This is a genomic window from Actinomadura sp. DC4 (assembly GCF_030406325.1).
Taxonomy (GTDB): Bacteria; Actinomycetota; Actinomycetes; order Streptosporangiales; family Streptosporangiaceae; genus Actinoallomurus.
Window position 1 is genome coordinate 25,822 of the sequence record NZ_JAUEQY010000054.1, and the last position, 18,070, is coordinate 43,891.

15 protein-coding genes are annotated in these 18,070 nt (G+C 71.9%); 8 read left to right on the forward strand and 7 right to left on the reverse strand.

From position 1 onward, the window contains the following. Position 1: 1 nt before the first annotated feature. Positions 2–2,896 (reverse strand): hypothetical protein, encoded by a 2,895-nt coding sequence (locus QWU11_RS45615; protein WP_290120860.1) that lies wholly within the window; start codon positions 2,894–2,896, stop codon positions 2–4. Between the two features lie 97 nt (positions 2,897–2,993). After that, positions 2,994–3,755 (reverse strand): DUF3027 domain-containing protein, encoded by a 762-nt coding sequence (locus tag QWU11_RS45620; protein ID WP_290120861.1) that lies wholly within the window; start codon positions 3,753–3,755, stop codon positions 2,994–2,996. A 161-nt stretch (positions 3,756–3,916) separates the two neighbouring features. On the opposite strand from QWU11_RS45620, the gene QWU11_RS45625 reads away from it, so the two are divergent. Beyond that, on the forward strand, positions 3,917–5,242 hold the full coding sequence (locus tag QWU11_RS45625) for an MFS transporter (protein ID WP_290120862.1): 1,326 nt from the start codon (positions 3,917–3,919) through the stop codon (positions 5,240–5,242). A 40-nt stretch (positions 5,243–5,282) separates the two neighbouring features. On the opposite strand, the gene QWU11_RS45630 is transcribed toward QWU11_RS45625, so the two are convergent. Together QWU11_RS45630 and QWU11_RS45635 are read right to left on the reverse strand one after the other, a co-directional pair. Beyond that, the gene (locus QWU11_RS45630; protein ID WP_290120863.1) at positions 5,283–5,669 is read right to left on the reverse strand and encodes a cold-shock protein; all 387 of its coding nucleotides are present in this window, start codon (positions 5,667–5,669) and stop codon (positions 5,283–5,285) included. 45 nt (positions 5,670–5,714) lie between these two features. Next, positions 5,715–6,338 carry an HAD hydrolase-like protein gene (locus QWU11_RS45635; protein ID WP_290120864.1) on the reverse strand — a complete coding sequence of 208 codons (624 nt, stop codon included), beginning with the start codon at positions 6,336–6,338 and terminating at the stop codon, positions 5,715–5,717. 241 nt (positions 6,339–6,579) lie between these two features. Between QWU11_RS45635 and QWU11_RS45640 the strand changes: the two genes are divergently transcribed. Then, positions 6,580–7,005: a hypothetical protein gene (locus QWU11_RS45640; protein ID WP_290120865.1), complete on the forward strand. Its 426-nt coding sequence runs from the start codon at positions 6,580–6,582 to the stop codon at positions 7,003–7,005. Between the two features lie 10 nt (positions 7,006–7,015). Here the strand turns inward: QWU11_RS45640 and QWU11_RS45645 are convergent, their stop codons facing one another. Continuing rightward, positions 7,016–8,659, reverse strand: a complete 1,644-nt coding sequence (locus tag QWU11_RS45645; RefSeq protein ID WP_290120866.1) for an AMP-binding protein — start codon at positions 8,657–8,659, stop codon at positions 7,016–7,018. Positions 8,660–8,784: 125 nt separating this feature from the next. On the opposite strand from QWU11_RS45645, the gene QWU11_RS45650 reads away from it, so the two are divergent. The 3 genes from QWU11_RS45650 (at position 8,785) to QWU11_RS45660 (ending at position 12,392) form a co-directional block, all read left to right on the forward strand. Then, positions 8,785–9,399 (forward strand): TetR/AcrR family transcriptional regulator, encoded by a 615-nt coding sequence (locus tag QWU11_RS45650; protein WP_290120867.1) that lies wholly within the window; start codon positions 8,785–8,787, stop codon positions 9,397–9,399. Positions 9,400–9,460: 61 nt separating this feature from the next. Then, the gene (locus QWU11_RS45655) at positions 9,461–11,797 is read left to right on the forward strand and encodes a helicase-associated domain-containing protein (RefSeq protein WP_290120868.1); all 2,337 of its coding nucleotides are present in this window, start codon (positions 9,461–9,463) and stop codon (positions 11,795–11,797) included. Between the two features lie 118 nt (positions 11,798–11,915). After that, entirely contained in the window at positions 11,916–12,392 is a 477-nt protein-coding gene (locus tag QWU11_RS45660) for a hypothetical protein (RefSeq protein WP_290120869.1), read from the forward strand. 6 nt (positions 12,393–12,398) lie between these two features. Here QWU11_RS45660 and QWU11_RS45665 read toward each other — a convergent pair whose 3' ends face one another. Continuing rightward, positions 12,399–13,820 (reverse strand): MFS transporter, encoded by a 1,422-nt coding sequence (locus tag QWU11_RS45665; RefSeq protein ID WP_290120870.1) that lies wholly within the window; start codon positions 13,818–13,820, stop codon positions 12,399–12,401. A gap of 129 nt (positions 13,821–13,949) precedes the next feature. On the opposite strand from QWU11_RS45665, the gene QWU11_RS45670 reads away from it, so the two are divergent. The 3 genes from QWU11_RS45670 to QWU11_RS45680 all read left to right on the forward strand — a co-directional run bounded on the left by QWU11_RS45670 (position 13,950) and on the right by QWU11_RS45680 (position 17,218). After that, entirely contained in the window at positions 13,950–14,633 is a 684-nt protein-coding gene (locus tag QWU11_RS45670) for a TetR/AcrR family transcriptional regulator (RefSeq protein WP_290120871.1), read from the forward strand. Between the two features lie 72 nt (positions 14,634–14,705). Beyond that, positions 14,706–16,358, forward strand: coding sequence for a DNA repair helicase XPB (locus QWU11_RS45675; protein WP_290120872.1), 1,653 nt, complete (start codon positions 14,706–14,708; stop codon positions 16,356–16,358). Between the two features lie 80 nt (positions 16,359–16,438). Further along, positions 16,439–17,218: an SRPBCC domain-containing protein gene (locus QWU11_RS45680; protein WP_290120873.1), complete on the forward strand. Its 780-nt coding sequence runs from the start codon at positions 16,439–16,441 to the stop codon at positions 17,216–17,218. A gap of 4 nt (positions 17,219–17,222) precedes the next feature. On the opposite strand, the gene QWU11_RS45685 is transcribed toward QWU11_RS45680, so the two are convergent. Continuing rightward, complete coding sequence (locus QWU11_RS45685) at positions 17,223–17,825, reverse strand: hypothetical protein (RefSeq protein ID WP_290120874.1); 603 nt, start codon at positions 17,823–17,825, stop codon at positions 17,223–17,225. Positions 17,826–18,070: the final 245 nt, after the last annotated feature.

Sequence of the window (18,070 nt, forward strand, 5' to 3'; positions counted from 1 at the left end):
CTCAGTCGAAGGCCGCCTCCGCGAGCAACGCCGGCAGCCGGTCCGGATCGCGCAGCACCGCCTCGGCCGCCATCCTCAGGTCCCAGCGCCCGCACGCCCACGCCGCGCCGCGGGCCAGCCCGGCCGGGCCGCTCGCGTGCACGGTCCCGTTCTCGTACCACCACGGGACCTCCTCGCCGTCCACGACGAGCCGGTCGTGGTGGACGTACGCCTCCGGCGCCTCCGGCAGCACCGCGCGCAGCACCGGGGGGACCGGCCGCCGCGCGCCCGCCGACTCGACCACGCCGGGCACCTCCTCGCCGCCGAGCGCCAGCTCCAGCGCGTCCGCCACCTCCACCGGCACGAACAGCAGCGGCTGCGCGGCGAGCAGCGGAAGCAGGTCGGGCCGGTCCACGACGATCGCGTCGACGGCCGGCACCACCTCGGGCCGGCCGGACACGAAGGCCCGTACGTGCTCCGGCGTCTCCACGTCCAGGTCGGCCGCCGACAGCGCGTGCCACAGCTCGCCCAGCCGGCCGGCCGAGAGTGTGCGGGCCGGGTCGGCCATCCGGCCGAGGAGCTCGGCCGCGCCGTCCGGCTCGTCCAGCAGCGCGCGCAGCGTCGTGCGCACGCCGAGCGCGCGGACGATCTCCGGGTCCAGTCCGGCGGGCGCGGGGTCGTACAGGCCGTCGAGGTCGCCGGGCACGCACAGGTCGCCGGGCCGCCGTCCGTCCAGCACGGGATGCCGCCGCAGCCACCACGCGGTGTAGGACGGCACGGTCGCCCGGCTCCCGTCCGCGAGCATCACGGCCACCGGCCGGGTGAGCGCCTCCCGCAGCGACGGCTCCCGCAGCAGCGCGAACGCCCCGGCCCAGTCGGCCACGAACTCCAGGTCGCGTACGGCGGTGAACTCCGGCACCACGAAGCCGTCGCCCAGGTCGTCCGCCCACTCCTCCTCGTCGTCGAGGTGCAGGTCGGGGTCGGTGTAGTCCTCGGCGCGCACGAGGGCGAACGTGCGCAGGACACCCGCCGCCTCCAGCGTCTCCGCGCCGTACCGCTCGACGAGCGCGGGGTCGACGGTCCCGAACGGCGCGTCGTCGGCCACCACGCTCGCCAGCGGGGCTCCGGGCAGGAGCAGCTCGCCGGCCGGGTACGTCTCGCCGTCGTCTCCGGGCAGCGCCAGCTCGGCCAGCCACGGCTCCTCGCCGGGCCGCAGATGGGCGCGGGCGACGAGCGTCAGCACGGCGTGCCCGACGGGCTCGGGATCCTCCTCGTCGAAGGAGGCCGCGACCGCGGCGCGGGTGGCCGGGTCGGTGAGCACGGCGCGCGGACCGGCCTCCATCGCGCCGAGGCGCGGCAGCAGCGGGTGCGCGGCCTCGGGGTGGACCACCCGCAGGCCGAGGGCGTCGAGGCCGTCCGAGTCGGTGATCAGCAGCCCGCGCGGCCCCCGGACCGTACGGCCGTCGGCGAGGGGTACGGGCAGGCCGGTCAGCGCCTCGCGGTCGGCGCCCTCGATCGCGGCGTACAGACGCCGCCACCACGCCGGCTCGCTCTCCAGCCCGGCCAGGGCGTCGACCACCTCGGCGACGCTCATCCGGCGTACGCCGAGCGCGTCGAGGGCCGGGTGCCGGGCGGGCCAGTCCGCGGTCAGCAGCCCGGGCAGGACCTCGCCGAGGACGCCAGGCAGGTCCGGCGGCCCGTCCACCGCGACGGTGTCCCGGCCGCGTACCCGGACGGGCTCTTCCCCGGGCTCGACGGCCCGGTCGCCGGGGACCGGCAGGAGCGGGGTGTCGGGCAGCCGCCCGAGGATCGCCCGGCGGATCCGGGCGTCCAGCTCGCCCTTGGCCATCGGGCCGGGGACGAGGTCGAGCAGGGCGGGCGTCGAGGGCAGCAGTGCGAGGTAGGTCTCGGCCGCGCGTTCGACCAGGAAGTCGGTCAGCGGCCCGGGCGCGACGTGCCGCCGGTCGGGCGCGAGCGGGAACGAGGCGAGCAGGAGTGCGGACAGGCCGAGCGGCTCGTCGCTGGGCGTCGGGGCGTGGACGACGGCGGGGACGTCCGAGGGCTTGTCCGACATCGCCCAGCGGATCTGCCAGTGCGCCCGCTCCTCGACCGGCCGGTCGGCGAGAAGGGCGGCGTCGGCCAGCCCGTGCGCCTCCGCCGTACGCCAGGTCGTCCCGTCGATCACGACCGTGCCGAGGGACACCCCGTCCCTGTCCTCCGTACGGGCCCGGTCCGCGGTGAGCGTCCGGACCTCGCCGGTGTCGATCACGACCTCGGCCAGCGCGGGGAGGGCGAGCATGAGCGCCGGCCCCGTCTCGTCGAGCAGCCGCCGTACGAGCGTCTCGGCGTCGGCGTCACGCAGGGGCAGCCGTACGACGGTGTCGTATCCGCCGGGAACCTCGGCCGGCTCCCCCGGAAAGGGCAGGCGGAGGACGGGCACGTCGCCGCCGCGCCGGGCCAGCTCGTCGGCCAGCGCGGGTATCGCGGTCACCTCGGCGCGCGTACGCGCCGCCGACCAGGCCACGCCGTCTGCCCCGGACGTGATGGCGGGCTCGTCGCTCACCGCCACGACGGCGGCGAAACCGACGCCGAAGCGGCCGGTCGAGGCCGTCTCGTCGCGCTTGGCCGAGGCGCGCAGGGTGCTGAGGGCCTCGACGCCGGCGGCGTCGAGGGGCGCGCCGGTGTTGGCCGCGCTGAGCACGCCGTCCCGCAGAACGAGGCGGATCCGGCCCGCAACCCCGGCGCGCGCCGCCGCGTCGGCGGCGTTCTGCGCGAGCTCGACGATCACGCGGTCGCGGTAGCCGCCGCGGGCGTGATCCTCCTCGGTGTTCGCGTCCTCGCGGAACCGGGACGGCGACGCCGACCAGGCCGCCAGGACACGCTCGCGGATCGCGGCCGTGCCGTAGGAGTCCTCCATAACGCGCCTTTCGCCGTCCGGGGGCGTTCCTGTCATCGCCGGCGCACCGGCACCCGGGAACGGCCCCCCAGGGGCGACCGCGGCCCGGTCACAACCGTCAGCTGTGACCGAGGGCCTCCTCGTCGGTCAGCGTCGCGGACGGGACGACGTCGTAACCCATCTCGTCCACGATCGGCGGGGCCGACTCGACCGCCCCCGAGACGATGACCGCCTCGGAGTGGGCGCCGCACCCGTGGTCGAGCGAGACGACCTTGCCGTCGTCGGGCGCGTACTCGTTGGCGCACACGCCGAACACCTGACGGAACGATCCGGCCAGGGGCACGAAGAAGGCACACGTGGCGCAGTGCGCCGGGGCCGAGCGCGCCATCGGCGTCGCCGGCCCGGCGTCGCCGGAGTGCCAGCGCGTCGCGGCCTCGTCGCGGCCCTCGGCGGACAGCACCCGGTGGCGGCCGAGGCCCAGCTCCCAGAAGAGCTCCTCGTCGGTCTCCCCCCGCGCGTCGGTGAACCCGGGCACGAGCCGCGGGTCGTCGACCGGGGTCGGCAGCAGATCGCCGGGGCCCAGGTCGCCGGGGCGCAGCCGGTCGCTCCACGGCACCCAGGCGGGCGAGAGCATCGCGTCATCGCCGGGGAGCAGGACGCTCTCGCTCACCGTGACGTTCTTGGCACGGGAGGCGCGTACGACCGAAACGGCCCACCGCCACCCGTGGTAAGCCGGATCAAGGCAGACGAAGTAGTGGGTGACGATCCGGTCCCCCTCGGGGAGCAGACCCAGATGCTCACCGACGTAGTCAGGGGATGAGATGTCCTCGGCAGCGGCACGGGCGAGGTCGACGGCCGCGGCTGCGGCGGTGTCGGCCACGGGCGTACGGCTCCGCCTTGCGGCGGCCGGACTGCTAGAACGCACTGGACTCACATAAACGATTGTCGCCCATACAGGGGCATGGGTTTGCCCCGAAGAGGCAGACTTACGCTATGACTTTGCGGGCACGCACGGGCAGCGCCGGGCGGAAGATACACGCGGTGGCCCAGAGTGTCGGCCGTACGACGCGCCGGGCGACCCACGCTGGAGGGGCCGGACGGTCGGGTCTGGGCAACCTGATCGAGCTCGGCGCGGTGAACAGCGCGGGCGACGCGCTCATCGCGGTGGCGCTCGCGGGCACGATGTTCTTCAATCTCGACGTCAAGCAGGCACAAGGCCAGGTAGCCCTCTATCTGCTGGTCACCATGGCCCCGTTCGCCCTGGTCGCCCCGCTCATCGGACCCGCCCTGGACCACATGCGGCACGTACGCCGCATCGCCATCGCCGGCACCATGCTCGCCCGCGGGCTGCTCTGCTGGGGCATGGCCGGCGCGGTCCTGCACAAGGACCCGGTCACGCTGATGCCCGCCGCGTTCGGCGCGCTCGTGCTCTCCAAGGCCTTCGGCGTCTCCCGGAGTGCGGTCACGCCACGCGTGCTGCCCGAAGGTCTCAATCTGGTCACGGCCAACGCCCGCGCGTCGTTCGGCGGGCTCGTCGCCGCCTCGATCGTGGCACCGCTCGGCGCCGGGCTGGTCGCGGTCACGAACGCCGGGTGGGCGATGCGGATCGCCACGGTCGTCTTCATCGCCGGCGCGTTCCTCGGCCTGCGGCTGCCCGCCCACGTGGACACCCCCGAGGAGACGGCCCCGGAGGCCGCCGCCCCCGCGGCCGAGAAGGCCCGCTGGCGGACGCTGCTGCGCGTGGGCCCGGTCGTCGGCGAGGCGATGCGCGCCAACGCCGCGCTGCGGGCGCTGTCGGGGTTCCTGATCCTTTACCTGGCGTTCCTGCTGCGCACGGAGGGGTTCGTCCATCCCGTCTCGCCGAACATCGCGCTCGGCCTGCTGGCCGCCTCCGCCGGCCTCGGCGGGCTCGTCGGCACGGCCCTGGGCGCGCTGCTCAAGGCGCGCGCGCCGCTGGGCATCGTGTTCGGCACCCTCGCGGTGGCCACGGTGACGGCCGCGGTGTGCGCGCTGTTCTTCGGGCTCATCGCGGCACTCGCGGTCGCCTTCGTCGGCGCGCTCGGCCAGTCGCTGGGCAAGCTCGGCCTGGACGCGATCGTGCAGCGTGAGATCGGCGAGGAGGTCCGCTCCTCGACGTTCGCGGTGTCGGAGACGATCCACCAGCTCGTCTGGGTGATCGGCGGTCTGGCCGGCCTGGGCATGTCGATCATCGCCCCGAACGGCCACATCGCCCTGGCGATCATCGCCGCCGCCCTGGCGGTGACGCTGACCGGGCTGGTGTTCCGCCGGGCGGCACGCCGCGCCTCACGCCGCCGTGAACGCCGTCGCGACCGGGAGCACCCGAGCGTCGCCGACACCGCCGCCTGAGAAGTGTGTCGCGTGGCCCCGCTCGCCGCGGGGCACGCGCCTACTGCTGGTCGAGGTCGTCGGCGACCGCGCGCAGGACCTCGCCGATCTTCTTGGCCATCTTTCCGTCCGGGTGCTTGTCCCTGCGGTAGGTGTTGGAGACGCCCTCGAGCAGCTTGATGAGGTCCTCGACGAGGATGACCATCTCGTCGGGCTTCTTGCGCTTGGACTTGACCACCGACGGCGGCGCGTCGATCGTCCGAACGCTCAGCGCCTGTTGTCCCTTGCGTCCCTCGACGACCCCGAACTCCACGCGTTGACCGGGCTTGAGCGATTCGACCCCCGCGGGCAGCGCGGAGGAATGCACGAAGACCTCACCGCCGTCGTCACGGGTGAGAAAGCCGAACCCCTTGTCGGCGTTGTACCACTTGACCTTGCCACTGGGCACAGGTGACCTCGTTGCTAGCTCTTGTCCGGACAGGCCTTATCAAGGTTATTGCCTCGACGTGGGGCCTGGGTTGATCAGTTCGGTCAAAGTCTCCGGGAAAACCCGCAAATCGGGCAACACGATATCGGCTCCGTAGGCCGAGAGCGCCGCCGAGTCGTACGGGCCGGTGGCCACGGCCACACTTCGCGCGCCCGCCGCGCGGGCGGCGTCCACGTCGGCGACGTGGTCGCCCACGTAGACGGTCGCACCGAACCGCACCAGTGCCGTGCCCTTGGCGGTACTGAACAGTGACCCGGCCACCTCGTCCACGTCCAGGCCCAGCGCGCGGACGGTGGACTCGGCGTGACGCTGGCTCTTGGCGGTGACCACGATGACGCGGCCGCCCCGCGCGCGTACGGCCTCGACCGCCTCGACGGCGCCGGGCATGGGCACGGTGGCGGGTACCGCGATGTGGCCGTAGAAGCCTCGGTAGATCTCGGCCATCTCGGGCACGTCCTCGGCGGGGAACCAGTTGGCCAGCTCCGTCTCCAGCGGCGGTCCGAGCCGGGAGATGACCGCGGCGGTGTCGATGGCCACGCCCGTACGCTCCGAGAGCGCGGCGAACGTGGCGGCGATACCCTCGCGGGTGTCGGCGAGAGTGAGGTCCAGGTCGAAGCCAACGGCGATCACGGGCCCCAGGGTACGTACGGCCCCGGGGACCGCGTGCCCGCGCCCTCCCGGCAGTGGCGATGCGACGGGATCCGAGTGGGAGGGCGCGGAGTCTGCGCGAAATCTGGATCTGTGATTTCGTCACCGGCGGAACTCGCGTTATTGCGAGTCCGAAACAACGGTTAACGCGATGCGGATATACCCAGTGGCGATCGCCCAAACCACGACCCCAAGAGATCGCTCCCCCGAGTAGGAAATGCATATGGCGAAATGGCGGGAAGAGTCAGACAAGACCATTGAAAACCCCGAATCGGACTCCGAACCGGGCTCCCGAACGAAGGCGGAGGACCCCCCACGCACCGCCCGCCGCCGCACGCCCGGCGGCAACGGCCTGCGTACGGGGGTGCGGCGCGCCTCCGACACGGCCGCGAGCCTGGTCCGCGTCCTGGCGATGATCATTTGCGTGCTGCTCGCCCTGCACATCGCCTTCGTCGTCTTCTCGGCGAATCAGGACAACGCGATCGTCCGGACGGTTAACGACTGGGCGGACTGGTTCGCATGGCGATTCCGCGACATGTTCGTCCCCAAGGACGAACGCGTGGGCGTGCTCGTCAACTACGGAATCGCCGCGGTCGTATACCTCGTCGCCGGCCGCGCCGTGGCGGGCCTCCTCCACCGCCTCCGCTGACCAGGAGACCTCAGGCGGTCTCGGTCCCGGCGGCGTTCTCCAGGCCGAGTTCGGAGATCGAGGTCTCCCGCATCTTGAACTTCTGGATCTTGCCCGTGATCGTCATCGGGAAGTCGTCCGCGAACCGGACGTACTTGGGGATCTTGTGGTGCGCCAGCCTGCCCCGGCAGTGGTCGCGCACGCCGTCCTCGGTCAGCGACGAGCCCGGCCGCCGCCTGACCCAGGCGCACAGCTCCTCGCCGTACTTCTCGTCCGGCACCCCGATGATCTGGACGTCCTCGATGTCGGGGTGGCCGTACAGGAACTCCTCGATCTCCCGCGGATAGAGGTTCTCCCCGCCCCGGATCACCATGTCCTTGATGCGCCCGACGATGTTGACGTAGCCGTCCTCGTCCATCGTCGCGAGGTCGCCGGTGTGCATCCAGCGCGCCGCGTCGATCACCTCGGCCGTCCGTTCGGGGTCCTCCCAGTAGCCGAGCATCACCGAGTAGCCGCGGGTGCACAGCTCGCCGGGGGCGCCGCGCGGCACGGTCAGCCCGGTCACCGGATCGACGATCTTGACCTCGAGGTGCGGATGGACGCGGCCGACGGTGGAGACCCGGCGCTCCAGCTCCTCGTCGTACCTGGTCTGCGCGGACACCGGTGACGTCTCGGTCATGCCGTAACAGATCGTCACCTCGCGCATGTGCATCTCCGAGACGACGCGCTTCATCACCTCCACCGGGCACGGTGAGCCGGCCATGATGCCGGTGCGCAGCGTGCTGAGGTCGTACGTGGAGAACTCCGGCAGGCTCAGCTCGGCGATGAACATCGTCGGCACGCCGTACAGCGCGGTGCAGCGCTCGGCCTGGACGGCCTCCAGCGACGCCTTCGGGTCGAAGACCGGCGCGGGGATGACGATGCAGGCGCCATGGGTGGTGATGGCGAGGTTGCCGAGGACCATGCCGAAGCAGTGGTAGAAGGGCACCGGGACGCACACCCGGTCGATCTCGGAATAACGGCACAGCTCGCCGATGAAGAAGCCGTTGTTGAGGATGTTGTGGTGCGAGAGCGTCGCGCCCTTGGGGAAGCCCGTGGTGCCCGAGGTGTACTGGATGTTGATCGGGTCGTCCGGCGACAGCGTCGCCATGCGCTCGGTCAGCCGCGAGGGGTCCAGCGCCACGCCCGCCGTCACCAGGGCCGTCCACTCGTCCGTGCCGAGGTAGATCACCCGCTGCAGGCCGGGCAGGTCGGCGCGTACCTCCTCGACCATCCCCCGGTAGTCGCTGGTCTTGTACGAGACCGCACTGACCAGGAGTTTCACCCCTGACTGGCGGAGCGCGAAGGACAGCTCATGGGTGCGGTACGCCGGGTTGACGTTGACGAGGATCGCGCCGATCTCGGCCGTGGCGTACTGCAGCAGCACCCATTCGGCGGTGTTCGGCGACCAGATCCCGACCCGGTCGCCCTTGTCGATCCCGGCGGCGATCAGCCCGCGGGCGAGCGCGGCGACCTCCTCGTCGAACTCCCCGTACGTCCACCGGCGGCCGGTCGGCACGTCGACGAGCGCCTCGCGGTGCGGGAGGACCGAGGCCACGTGGCGAAGGTTCTCCCCGATGGTCTGGCCGAGCAGCGGAAGATCGGAGGTTCCGTGACTGTAGGACGGGCGGGACATGACCACCTCCACGTGCGTTTCCCCGCATCCTGCCTCAGCCGGCCGCAACCTGTAAGTGCTCAGGCTGATATCCGACGTCAGTGAGCGCTTTCATGGCCTACGCTTTCCGGGGAGGAGCACACACAATGCAGAGATCTACGCGCGAGCGGATCGTGTCCGAGGCGCTCCGGCTGTTCGCGGAACGAGGCTATGCCGCGACGTCCGTGGCGGAGATCGAGGCCGCCTCCGGCCTGTCTCCGGGCGCCGGCGGGCTCTACCGCCACTTCCGCTCCAAGGAGGAGGTGCTCGCCGCCGCGGTGCGCGAGCACATCACCCGCACCTCCAAGCAGATCTCCGCGACCTTCCAGCGCGCCACCGAGGTGCAGGACCAGCCGCTGATCGACCGGCTCCGGCTGACCGCGACCGTCGGCATGGGCAAGATGCGCGAGGAGGCCGACCTCATCCGCGTGCTCTTCCGCGACCTCGACAAGTTCCCCAACCTCATCGCCGAGATGCGCGAGGGGATCGTCAACCCGCTCTACGACATGATCTCCAAGTGGCTCGCCGGCCAGCCCGAGATGGCCGGACTCGACGAAGACTGGGACGCCCTCGCACTCGCGCTGGGCGGCGCCATCGTCAACTACTGGCTCGCGAGTGACGCCCTGCACGAGCCGCCCCAGCGGGTCGACGAGGCACGCTTCGTCGACGGCTGGGCCCGTCTCGCCCTGGGGCTCGCCGGCCAGACCGCGGAAGCGGTCTGAAAGCCGGCTGAAAGCCTGTCGACGGCTCGCGCGCTCCCCCACCCGGAATACCGTTGCAGGAGTGAGCACGGACACCTACGCGGATTGGCTGCGGGCGCGCGACGACGACGAGTTGCGCGCGCTCTTCGCGTGCCGGCCCGAGCTGATCACTCCGGTCCCCGCCGACATCACCGCGCTGTCCTCCCGGGCATCGGCGCCCTCGGCCCTGTCCCGGGCGCTCGACCGGCTCGACCGGCTCGCACTGAGCGTCTTCGAGGCGCTGCTCGTGCTCCCCTTCCCCACGACCTACGGCGATCTCGTGGCCGCCACCGGCGCCGACGTGCGCGGCGCGGTCGAGCGGCTGCGGGCCCTCGCCCTGGTCTGGGGGTCGGATGAGGAGCTGCGGGTCGCGCCCGGGGCGCGCCAGGCGATCCCCCACCCGGCCGGCCTCGGGCCTCCCGTACGCGAGGCGTTCGCCTCCTACCCCTCCGACCGTCTCTCCGCGCTGCTGGCCGACCTCGGCCTCGACTCCGTCGACGACATCACCGGCCGGGTCGGCGTCCTGGTCCAGGACGCGGGTCCCGAGGCGCGCGCCGCCCTCGACCGGCTCGCCTGGGGACCTCCGATCGGCAAGGTCGAGGGCGCCCGCCGCCCCGTCACGATCGCCACCGCGAACTCCCCGATCGAGCGGCTCCTCGCCCGCGGGCTGCTGGCCGCCACCGACGACCGTACGGTGACGCTCCCCCGCGAGGTCGGGCTCCACCTGCGCGGCGGCCGGGTCTTCCGCGACCTGGCGACCACCCCGCCCTCACTCGGCGGCACCGTACGCGCGCAGGCGCTCATCGACCGCACCGCGGGCGGCCAGGCGCTCACGACCGTACGCACCATCGAGGACCTGCTCGAACGCTGGGGCGTCGACCCGCCGGGCGTGCTCCGCAGCGGCGGCCTCGGCATCCGCGACCTGCGGGCGACCGCCGCCGCCCTGGACCTGCCCGACTGGACGGCGGCGCTGCTGGTCGAGGTCGCGTACGCCGCCGGGCTGCTCGCGCGCAGCGGCGACTACGACGGGTCGGGCGTCGGCGGGCGCGGCGGCGACGCGCTGTGGCTGCCGACGCAGTCCTATGACCTGTGGCGGCTGCACGACCCCGAGCGCCGCTGGGTCACGGTCGCCGGTGCCTGGCTGCGCATGGACCGCGTCCCCGGCCTCGCCGGCGACCGCGACGAGCGCGACCGGCTGATCAACGCCCTGTCCGACGAGGCGATCCGGGCCAGCGCGCCGCAGGTACGCCGCTCGGTGCTGACCGCCCTCGCGAACGCCGAGCCCGGCGTCGCGCCGACCGCCGAGGACGTCTACGCCCACCTCGGCTGGCACGAGCCGCGCCGCGGCGGCGTGCTGCGCGAGCGCCTCGTCGGCTGGACGCTCCGCGAGGCCGAGGCCCTGGGCGTGACCGGCTTCAAGGCGCTGGCGGACCACTCCCGCACGCTGCTGGACGGCGGCGACGCCGCCAAGGCCCTGCTCGCGGTGCTGCCCACGCCCGTCGACCACGTGCTCATCCAGGCCGACCTGACCGCCGTCGCGCCCGGTCCGCTCGTGGCCGACCTGGCGCGCGAGCTCGCGCTCGCCGCCGACGTGGAGTCCACCGGCGGGGCCACGGTCTACCGCTTCACCCCCGAGTCCGTACGCCGTGCGCTCGACGCCGGGCGCGGGGCCGCCGAGCTGATCGACCTGCTCTCTCGCCACTCGGCCACCGCGCTGCCCCAGCCGCTGAGCTACCTCATCGAGGACGTCGCCCGCCGCCACGGCCGGCTGCGCGTCGGCATCGCCTCGGCGTACGTCCGCAGCGACGACCCGGCCATGCTGGAGGAGATCATGGCCGACCGCCGGTCCGACCAGCTGCGGCTGCACCGGCTCGCGCCGACCGTGCTCGCCTCGCGCGTGCCACGCGCCGAGCTCCTCGACGCCCTCCGCGTGCTCGGGTACGCCCCTGTGGCCGAGTCGGCCGAGGGGTCCGTGGTGATCACCCGGCTCGACTCGCAGCGGGCGGAGTCGGCCGGCCACGGCACCTACGAGCAGGCGCGCCACGCCGTCCTCGGCGCCGGGCCCGACCCCTCGGTCATCACCGCGGCCGTACGCGCGCTGCGGGCGGGCGACGAGGCCGCGCGCGTCTCCGCCCCGTACGGCTCGCCGCCGCGCACCCCGGCCGCGGCCATGGTCCAGCAGCTCCGCGAGGCCGCCGACCGCGGCGCGCGCGTCTGGATCGGCTATCTCGACCAGCAGGGACAGGCCTCCAGCCGCATCATCGAGCCCGCGCGCATCGAGGGCGGTTTCCTCACCGCCTACGACGCGACGCGCGCCGCGATCCACCGGTTCGCCCTGCACCGCATCACCGGGGTGGCCGACGTGGACGGCGCGACGTGACATCTCGCGGACAAAACGGCGACCGAACCGGAACCGAAGGGTGTTCCCACGGGTCATAACAAGGGGTCATGCTTGACGAGGTGGCACCCACCTCCGGACACCCACCTGGGGGATCACCATGACGTGGCAGGAACCACAGGACGACGTACCGGACTGGCGTGACGCCTACGGCGACTACGGCCAGGGGGCACGCGGGCAGCAGCCCCCCTACGCCCAGGACCCGTACGCCCAGGGCGGCTGGACGCAGGACCCCTACGGCCAGCAGTACGCCCAGTACGGGCAGCAGCAGTACGGCCAGTACGACTACTCCGGTTACGGGCCGCCGGGCGCGATGCGGCCCGCCGCCACCGGCGCGACGGTGGCCGCTCTCGTGGCCAACATCGTCACCGCCGTCCTGTGCTGCATGGGCGTCGCCTGGATCCCCGGGGTGATCCTCGCCGGGATCGCGCTGAGCCGTGCCGGCACCGATCCGGAGTCCGCGCGCCGGCTGACGGTCGGCGCCTGGGTGTGCTTCGCGCTCGACATCCTGCTGGCCGTGGGCGTGGTGATCGTGTTCGGCCTCGTCGGAGCGGCCCAGGACGGCACCACTCCCTGACCGGTCCTAGCGTTCCTTCCGCGGGTGCATGGGCAGCCGGAACACCAGGGCGAAGGCGGCCGCCAGCGGTGCCAGGCACGCCCACGCGGTGACCTGGAGGGCGTACGGCGGGAGATGGTGGTCGAAGGCGGAGAAGAAGATCGTGCCAAGGACCGCGACGCCGAGCGAGGTCGAGAGCTGCTGCACGGCTTCGAGGACGCCCGAGGCGGATCCGACCTCGTCCATGCTCACGCTGCTCAGGATGAACCGGAAGAGCTGTCCGATGCTGGCACCGGCGCCCGCGCCGATGAAAAAGAGCCCGGGCACGAGGTCCCAGGTCGAGGCGGCGTGGGCACCGTTGAGGGTCAGGGCGAGCCCGGCCGCGCCGGCGGCGATGAGCAGGATGCCGATGTGGAGCAGGTGGCGTCCCAGCCGGCCGACGGTGGCGAGGGACCCGACCATGCCGAGGATCATCCCCACGACCATCGGCGTCAGCGTCAGACCGGCGTGGATCGGTGACCAGCCCTCACCGAGCTGGCCGTAGAGCGAGATGCAGAGCAGAAGCCCGGCGAAGGCGCCGAAGAGGGCCAGGGCGACGGCGACGCCGCTGAGGTAGGTGCGGTTGGCGAGCAGTGTGGGCTCGATCAGCGGGTTGTCCTTGTGCCGTCGCTCGTACCGCAGGAAGACCAGGAGCAGCACCACGCCGGCCGCGAGGAGGCCGAAGGACCAGGCGGGCCAGCCGTCGGCCCGGCCCTGGATGAGCGGATAGATGATCGCGACCAGGGCCAGGCCGACCAGCCAGACGCCGCCGACGTCGAGCCTGACGCCGGGGTGGGTGGCGCCGCGGGGCAGCGAGCGGATCGCGAGAGGCAGCGTCAGCGCGCCGATCGGGATGTTGATCAGGAACACCAGGCGCCACCCGGTGCCCCAGAGGTCGGCGTCGACGAGCGCGCCGGCGACGATCGGCGCGGCGAGCATCGCCACACCCGTCGCCGGGCCGAACAGCCCGGTCGCCCGGTCGAACTCGGCGTCGTCGTCGAAGACCTGTTTCACCAGGCCGAAGCCCTGGGGGATCATGAGCGCGCCGAAGGCGCCCTGGAGCGCGCGGAAGGCGATCAGCGCGCCGATGCCCGGCGCCACGGAGCACGCGGCCGAGAAGAGGGTGAACCCCGCCGAGCCGACGAGGAACAGGCGGCGGCGGCCGAGGATGTCTCCGAGCCGCGCGCCGGCGATCAGCAGCACGGCGAAGGCCAGCGTGTAGCCGGCGCTCAGCCACTGGATGGTGTTCGCGCCGCCGCCGAGGTCGCGATGGATGGCGGGAGCCGCGACGCCCACGATCGTGGCGTCGAGCAGGTCCATGACGTTGGCCGCCAGCACGACGGCCGCCACGACCCAGCGCAGGCGGTAGGGCCGCGTGCTCGGGGCATCGGCGATGAGGGCAGTGTCCATTGGAGTCCTTAGAGGGGTCGTACGCTCGACGTACAATGTTCGCTACGAACAACGTACGTTACGAACGGCGTACGTCAAACTCCACCGCGGAGGTCGCGGTAATGTCTCTCGCCGGGAGGTCCACCACCGATGAACCCAGCAAGCCGCCACCGCTCGACGCGCGACCGCCCCGCGAAGGCGCCGCTCAGCGAGGAGGCGGTCGTCGACGCGGCCCTGGCGATCCTGAGGTCCGAGGGGCTGGCGGCGGTCACGATGCGGCGGGTCGCGGCGGCCCTGGACACCGGAGCCGCCTCGCTCTACGTCTACGTCTCCGGCCGCGAGGGCCTGCTCCAGGCGATGCAGGACCGCATCTTCGCCACGGTCGAGCTCGAGACCCCGGACCCCACACGCTGGCGCGCCCAGCTCCACGCGCTGCTCGCCCGCATGCACCGGGCGCTGGCCGCCCATCCGGGAATCGCCGCCACGGCCATGGCCGAGCCGCCCACGACCGAGGCGGCCCTGCAACTGGTCGAGAACCTCCTGGGAATCCTGCTCGCCGGCGGGCTCGACCCCCAGGACGCCGCCTGGGCCGCCGACATCTTCGCGCTGCTGGTGAACTACGCCGCCATCGAGGCCGACGTACGGCGCGCCGACCGCCGGGAGCAGGCCGACGAGCTCTACGCGACCTTCACCGGCCTGCCGCCCGACCGGTTCCCTCTGATCACCGCCCACGCCGCGCGGCTCGTCGCGGGCGACGGCGAGGAGCGGTTCCGCGTCGCCATCGACATCGTCATCGACGGCCTGCTCGCCAGGGCCGGCGGCACGACTCGCTGACGATTCGGTACGGGAAGCACCAGAGGGGCTCTCGCTGTTGGACACTGTGACCCCCACGCTGAAAGGCATCACGTGACCGACGGCCCGCTCATCGTCCAGTCCGACAAGACCCTTCTGCTCGAGGTCGATCACGAGTCGGCTGCGGCGTGCCGTAAGGCGATCGCACCGTTCGCCGAGCTGGAGCGCGCCCCCGAGCACGTGCACACCTACCGGATCACGCCCCTGGCGCTGTGGAACGCGCGCGCGGCGGGCCACGACGCCGAACAGGTGATCGACGCGCTGATCAGTCACGCGCGCTATCCCGTGCCCCACGCCCTGCTCGTGGACATCGCCGACACGATGGGGCGCTACGGCCGGCTGCGGCTGGAGAAGCACCCGACGCACGGGCTGGTCCTCGCCTCCTCCGACCGCGCCGTGCTGGAGGAGGTCCTGCGCGCGCGGAAGCTGCAGCCGATGTTCGGCCCGCGGGTGGACGACGACACCGTGGCGGTGCACCCGAGTGACCGCGGCACGCTCAAGCAGGCGCTGCTGAAGATCGGCTGGCCCGCCGAGGACCTGGCCGGCTACGTCGACGGCGAGGCGCACGCGATCGCCCTCACAGAAGACGGCTGGAACCTCCGCGGCTACCAGCGGGACGCGGCCGAGAGCTTCTGGCACGGCGGCTCCGGCGTCGTCGTGCTGCCCTGCGGGGCGGGCAAGACGATCGTCGGCGCCGCCGCGATGGCGCACGCGTCCGCGACCACGCTCATCCTCGTCACCAACACCGTCTCCGCGCACCAGTGGAAACAGGAGTTGCTCAAGCGCACGTCGCTGACCGAGGAGGAGATCGGGGAGTACACCGGCACGAAGAAGCAGATCCGTCCCGTCACGATCGCCACCTACCAGGTCATGACCACCCGGCGGAAGGGCGTCTACACCCACCTGGAGCTCTTCGACGCCCGCGACTGGGGCCTGGTCCTGTACGACGAGGTGCACCTGCTGCCGGCGCCGATCTTCCGGATGACCGCGGACCTGCAGACCCGCCGCCGCCTGGGCCTGACCGCGACCCTCGTACGCGAGGACGGCCGTGAGGGCGACGTGTTCTCCCTCATCGGCCCCAAGCGCTACGACGCCCCGTGGAAGGAGATGGAGGCGCAGGGCTGGATCGCCCCGGCGGACTGCGTCGAGGTACGCGTGACGCTGACCGACTCCGAGCGCCTCGCGTACGCCACGGCCGAGCAGGAGGACCGCTACCGGTTCTGCGCGACGACGCCGACCAAGTCCTCGGTGGTGCAGGCCCTGGTCGAACGCCATCGCGGCGAGCAGACGCTGGTGATCGGGCAGTACATCGACCAGCTCGACGAGCTCGGCGAACGTCTCGAAGCACCGGTGATCAAGGGCGAGACCAAGATCAAGGAGCGGGAACGGCTGTTCGACGCCTTCCGGACCGGCGAGATCTCGGTGCTGATCGTCTCCAAGGTGGCCAACTTCTCCATCGACCTGCCCGAGGCGGCCGTGGCCGTCCAGGTCTCGGGCACCTTCGGGTCGCGGCAGGAGGAGGCGCAGCGGCTCGGCCGGGTGCTCCGTCCCAAGGCGTCCGGCAAGGGCGCCCGCTTCTACTCCGTGGTGGCCCGCGACACTCTCGACCAGGACTACGCCGCCCACCGGCAGCGCTTTCTCGCCGAGCAGGGCTACGCCTACCGCATCATCGACGCCGACGACGTCCTCGCCGACGAGGAGATCTAGAACACCACCCATTGACACGCAACCGCTCGGCTGCATAAGTTAAAGGCAACCAAACGGTTGCCTTTGTTCTGGGGATGACTATGGACGCGGTGTTCAAGGCGCTCGCCGACGCCACGCGCCGGAGGCTGCTCGACAGCCTGAACGGCCGGGGCGGGCAGAGCCTGCGCGAGTTGTGCGCCGACTCCGGCATGACCCGGCAGGCCGTCACCAAGCACCTGGCCGTACTCGAGGCGGCCGGGGTGGTGACGACGGTCTGGCGGGGGCGGGAGAAGCTGCACTACCTCAACGCCGCGCCCATCAACGAGATCGCCGAACGCTGGATCGACCGGTACGACCGCGAGCGGGTGCACGCACTCGCCGACCTGAAGCACGCACTGGAGGATCCTCCGATGAGCAGGCCCGACTTCGTCTACGTCAGCCACATCAAGACGACGCCCGAGCGGCTGTGGCAGGCGCTCACCGACCCGGCCTTCACCCGCCGCTACTGGGGCGTGGAGTTCACCACGGACTGGACCGAGGGCGCGCCGATGACCTGGCGCGAGAGCGGCACCGAGATCAGCGACCCCGAGCAGGTCGTGCTGGTCTCCGACCCGTACCGCCGGCTCGCCTACACCTGGCACACCTTCACCCCGGAGTGGGCCAAGGCGAACGCCAAGACCGACGAGGAGCTGGCCGCGTTCGCGGCGGAACGGCGCTCGAAGGTGACCTTCGACCTCGAACCCTCAGGGCCGGTCGTGAAGCTGACCGTCACCCACGACGGCTTCGAGCCCGGCTCGGCCCTCCTGGACGCCGTCAGCCAGGGCTGGCCGGCCCTCCTGTCCAGCCTCAAGACCCTGATGGAGTCCGGCGAGCCGCTGTAGCGGCTCAGACGCCGAGGACGCCGCCGAGGCCGCGGTTGGACGACCGGGTGGTGTCATAGGCGAGCGGGCAGGCCAGCGTCAGCGTGCGGATCGGCTCGGGAAGCTGGAAGTTGAGCTGCAGGACGTAGCGGTCGGCCCCGCTGAACATCTGGGATACGTAGCCGCCCACTCCCCCGGCTCTGTTGAAAGTCGCGATCTGGGTGTTCTGCCAGTCGGTGACCTGGGCCCGCATATGGTCGAAGTAACCGATCTGACGTTCGTAGGCGTCCAGCATCTCGTAGCCCTGCATCGCGCGCTTGCGGAGGTGGCCGATCAACTGGCCCTGCGGCGTGACCACGTCGATCTTCGGTGTACCGACATATGAATACGGCTTGTTCACCCAGAAAAAGGGCATGCCGTCGGGCCGGGTGACGAGAAGGTCGCGTTTGGCCTGGTCGTTTCGGCGCTGGTTGAGCACCCGCCAGGCCTTCTGCGCGCCGTTGACGCCCTGTTCTGCGACGTTCGCGACCGGCTGGCCGTGCGGATTCCAGATGGTGTACTTCGCCTCGACCGAGAACATCTCCGGCGGCTGGTCGTAAACGAGTACGGGGGAGTTGAAAAGGTCCACGCGCGAAGTGTACGACCCGGGCAGTATCGCGACATCCGAGACACATATTTCATGAGAAATGAAACGGACAAGCGAAAGGGGCGGTCCCAGCAGGACCGCCCCTTCCTGGTGGACCTAGAAGTCCATGCCGCCCGGGTCGGGGGCGGCCGGGGCCGCCTGCTTCTCGGGCTTTTCGGCGATGACCGCTTCGGTCGTCAGGAACAGAGCCGCGATGGAGGCGGCGTTCTGCAGTGCCGAGCGTGTCA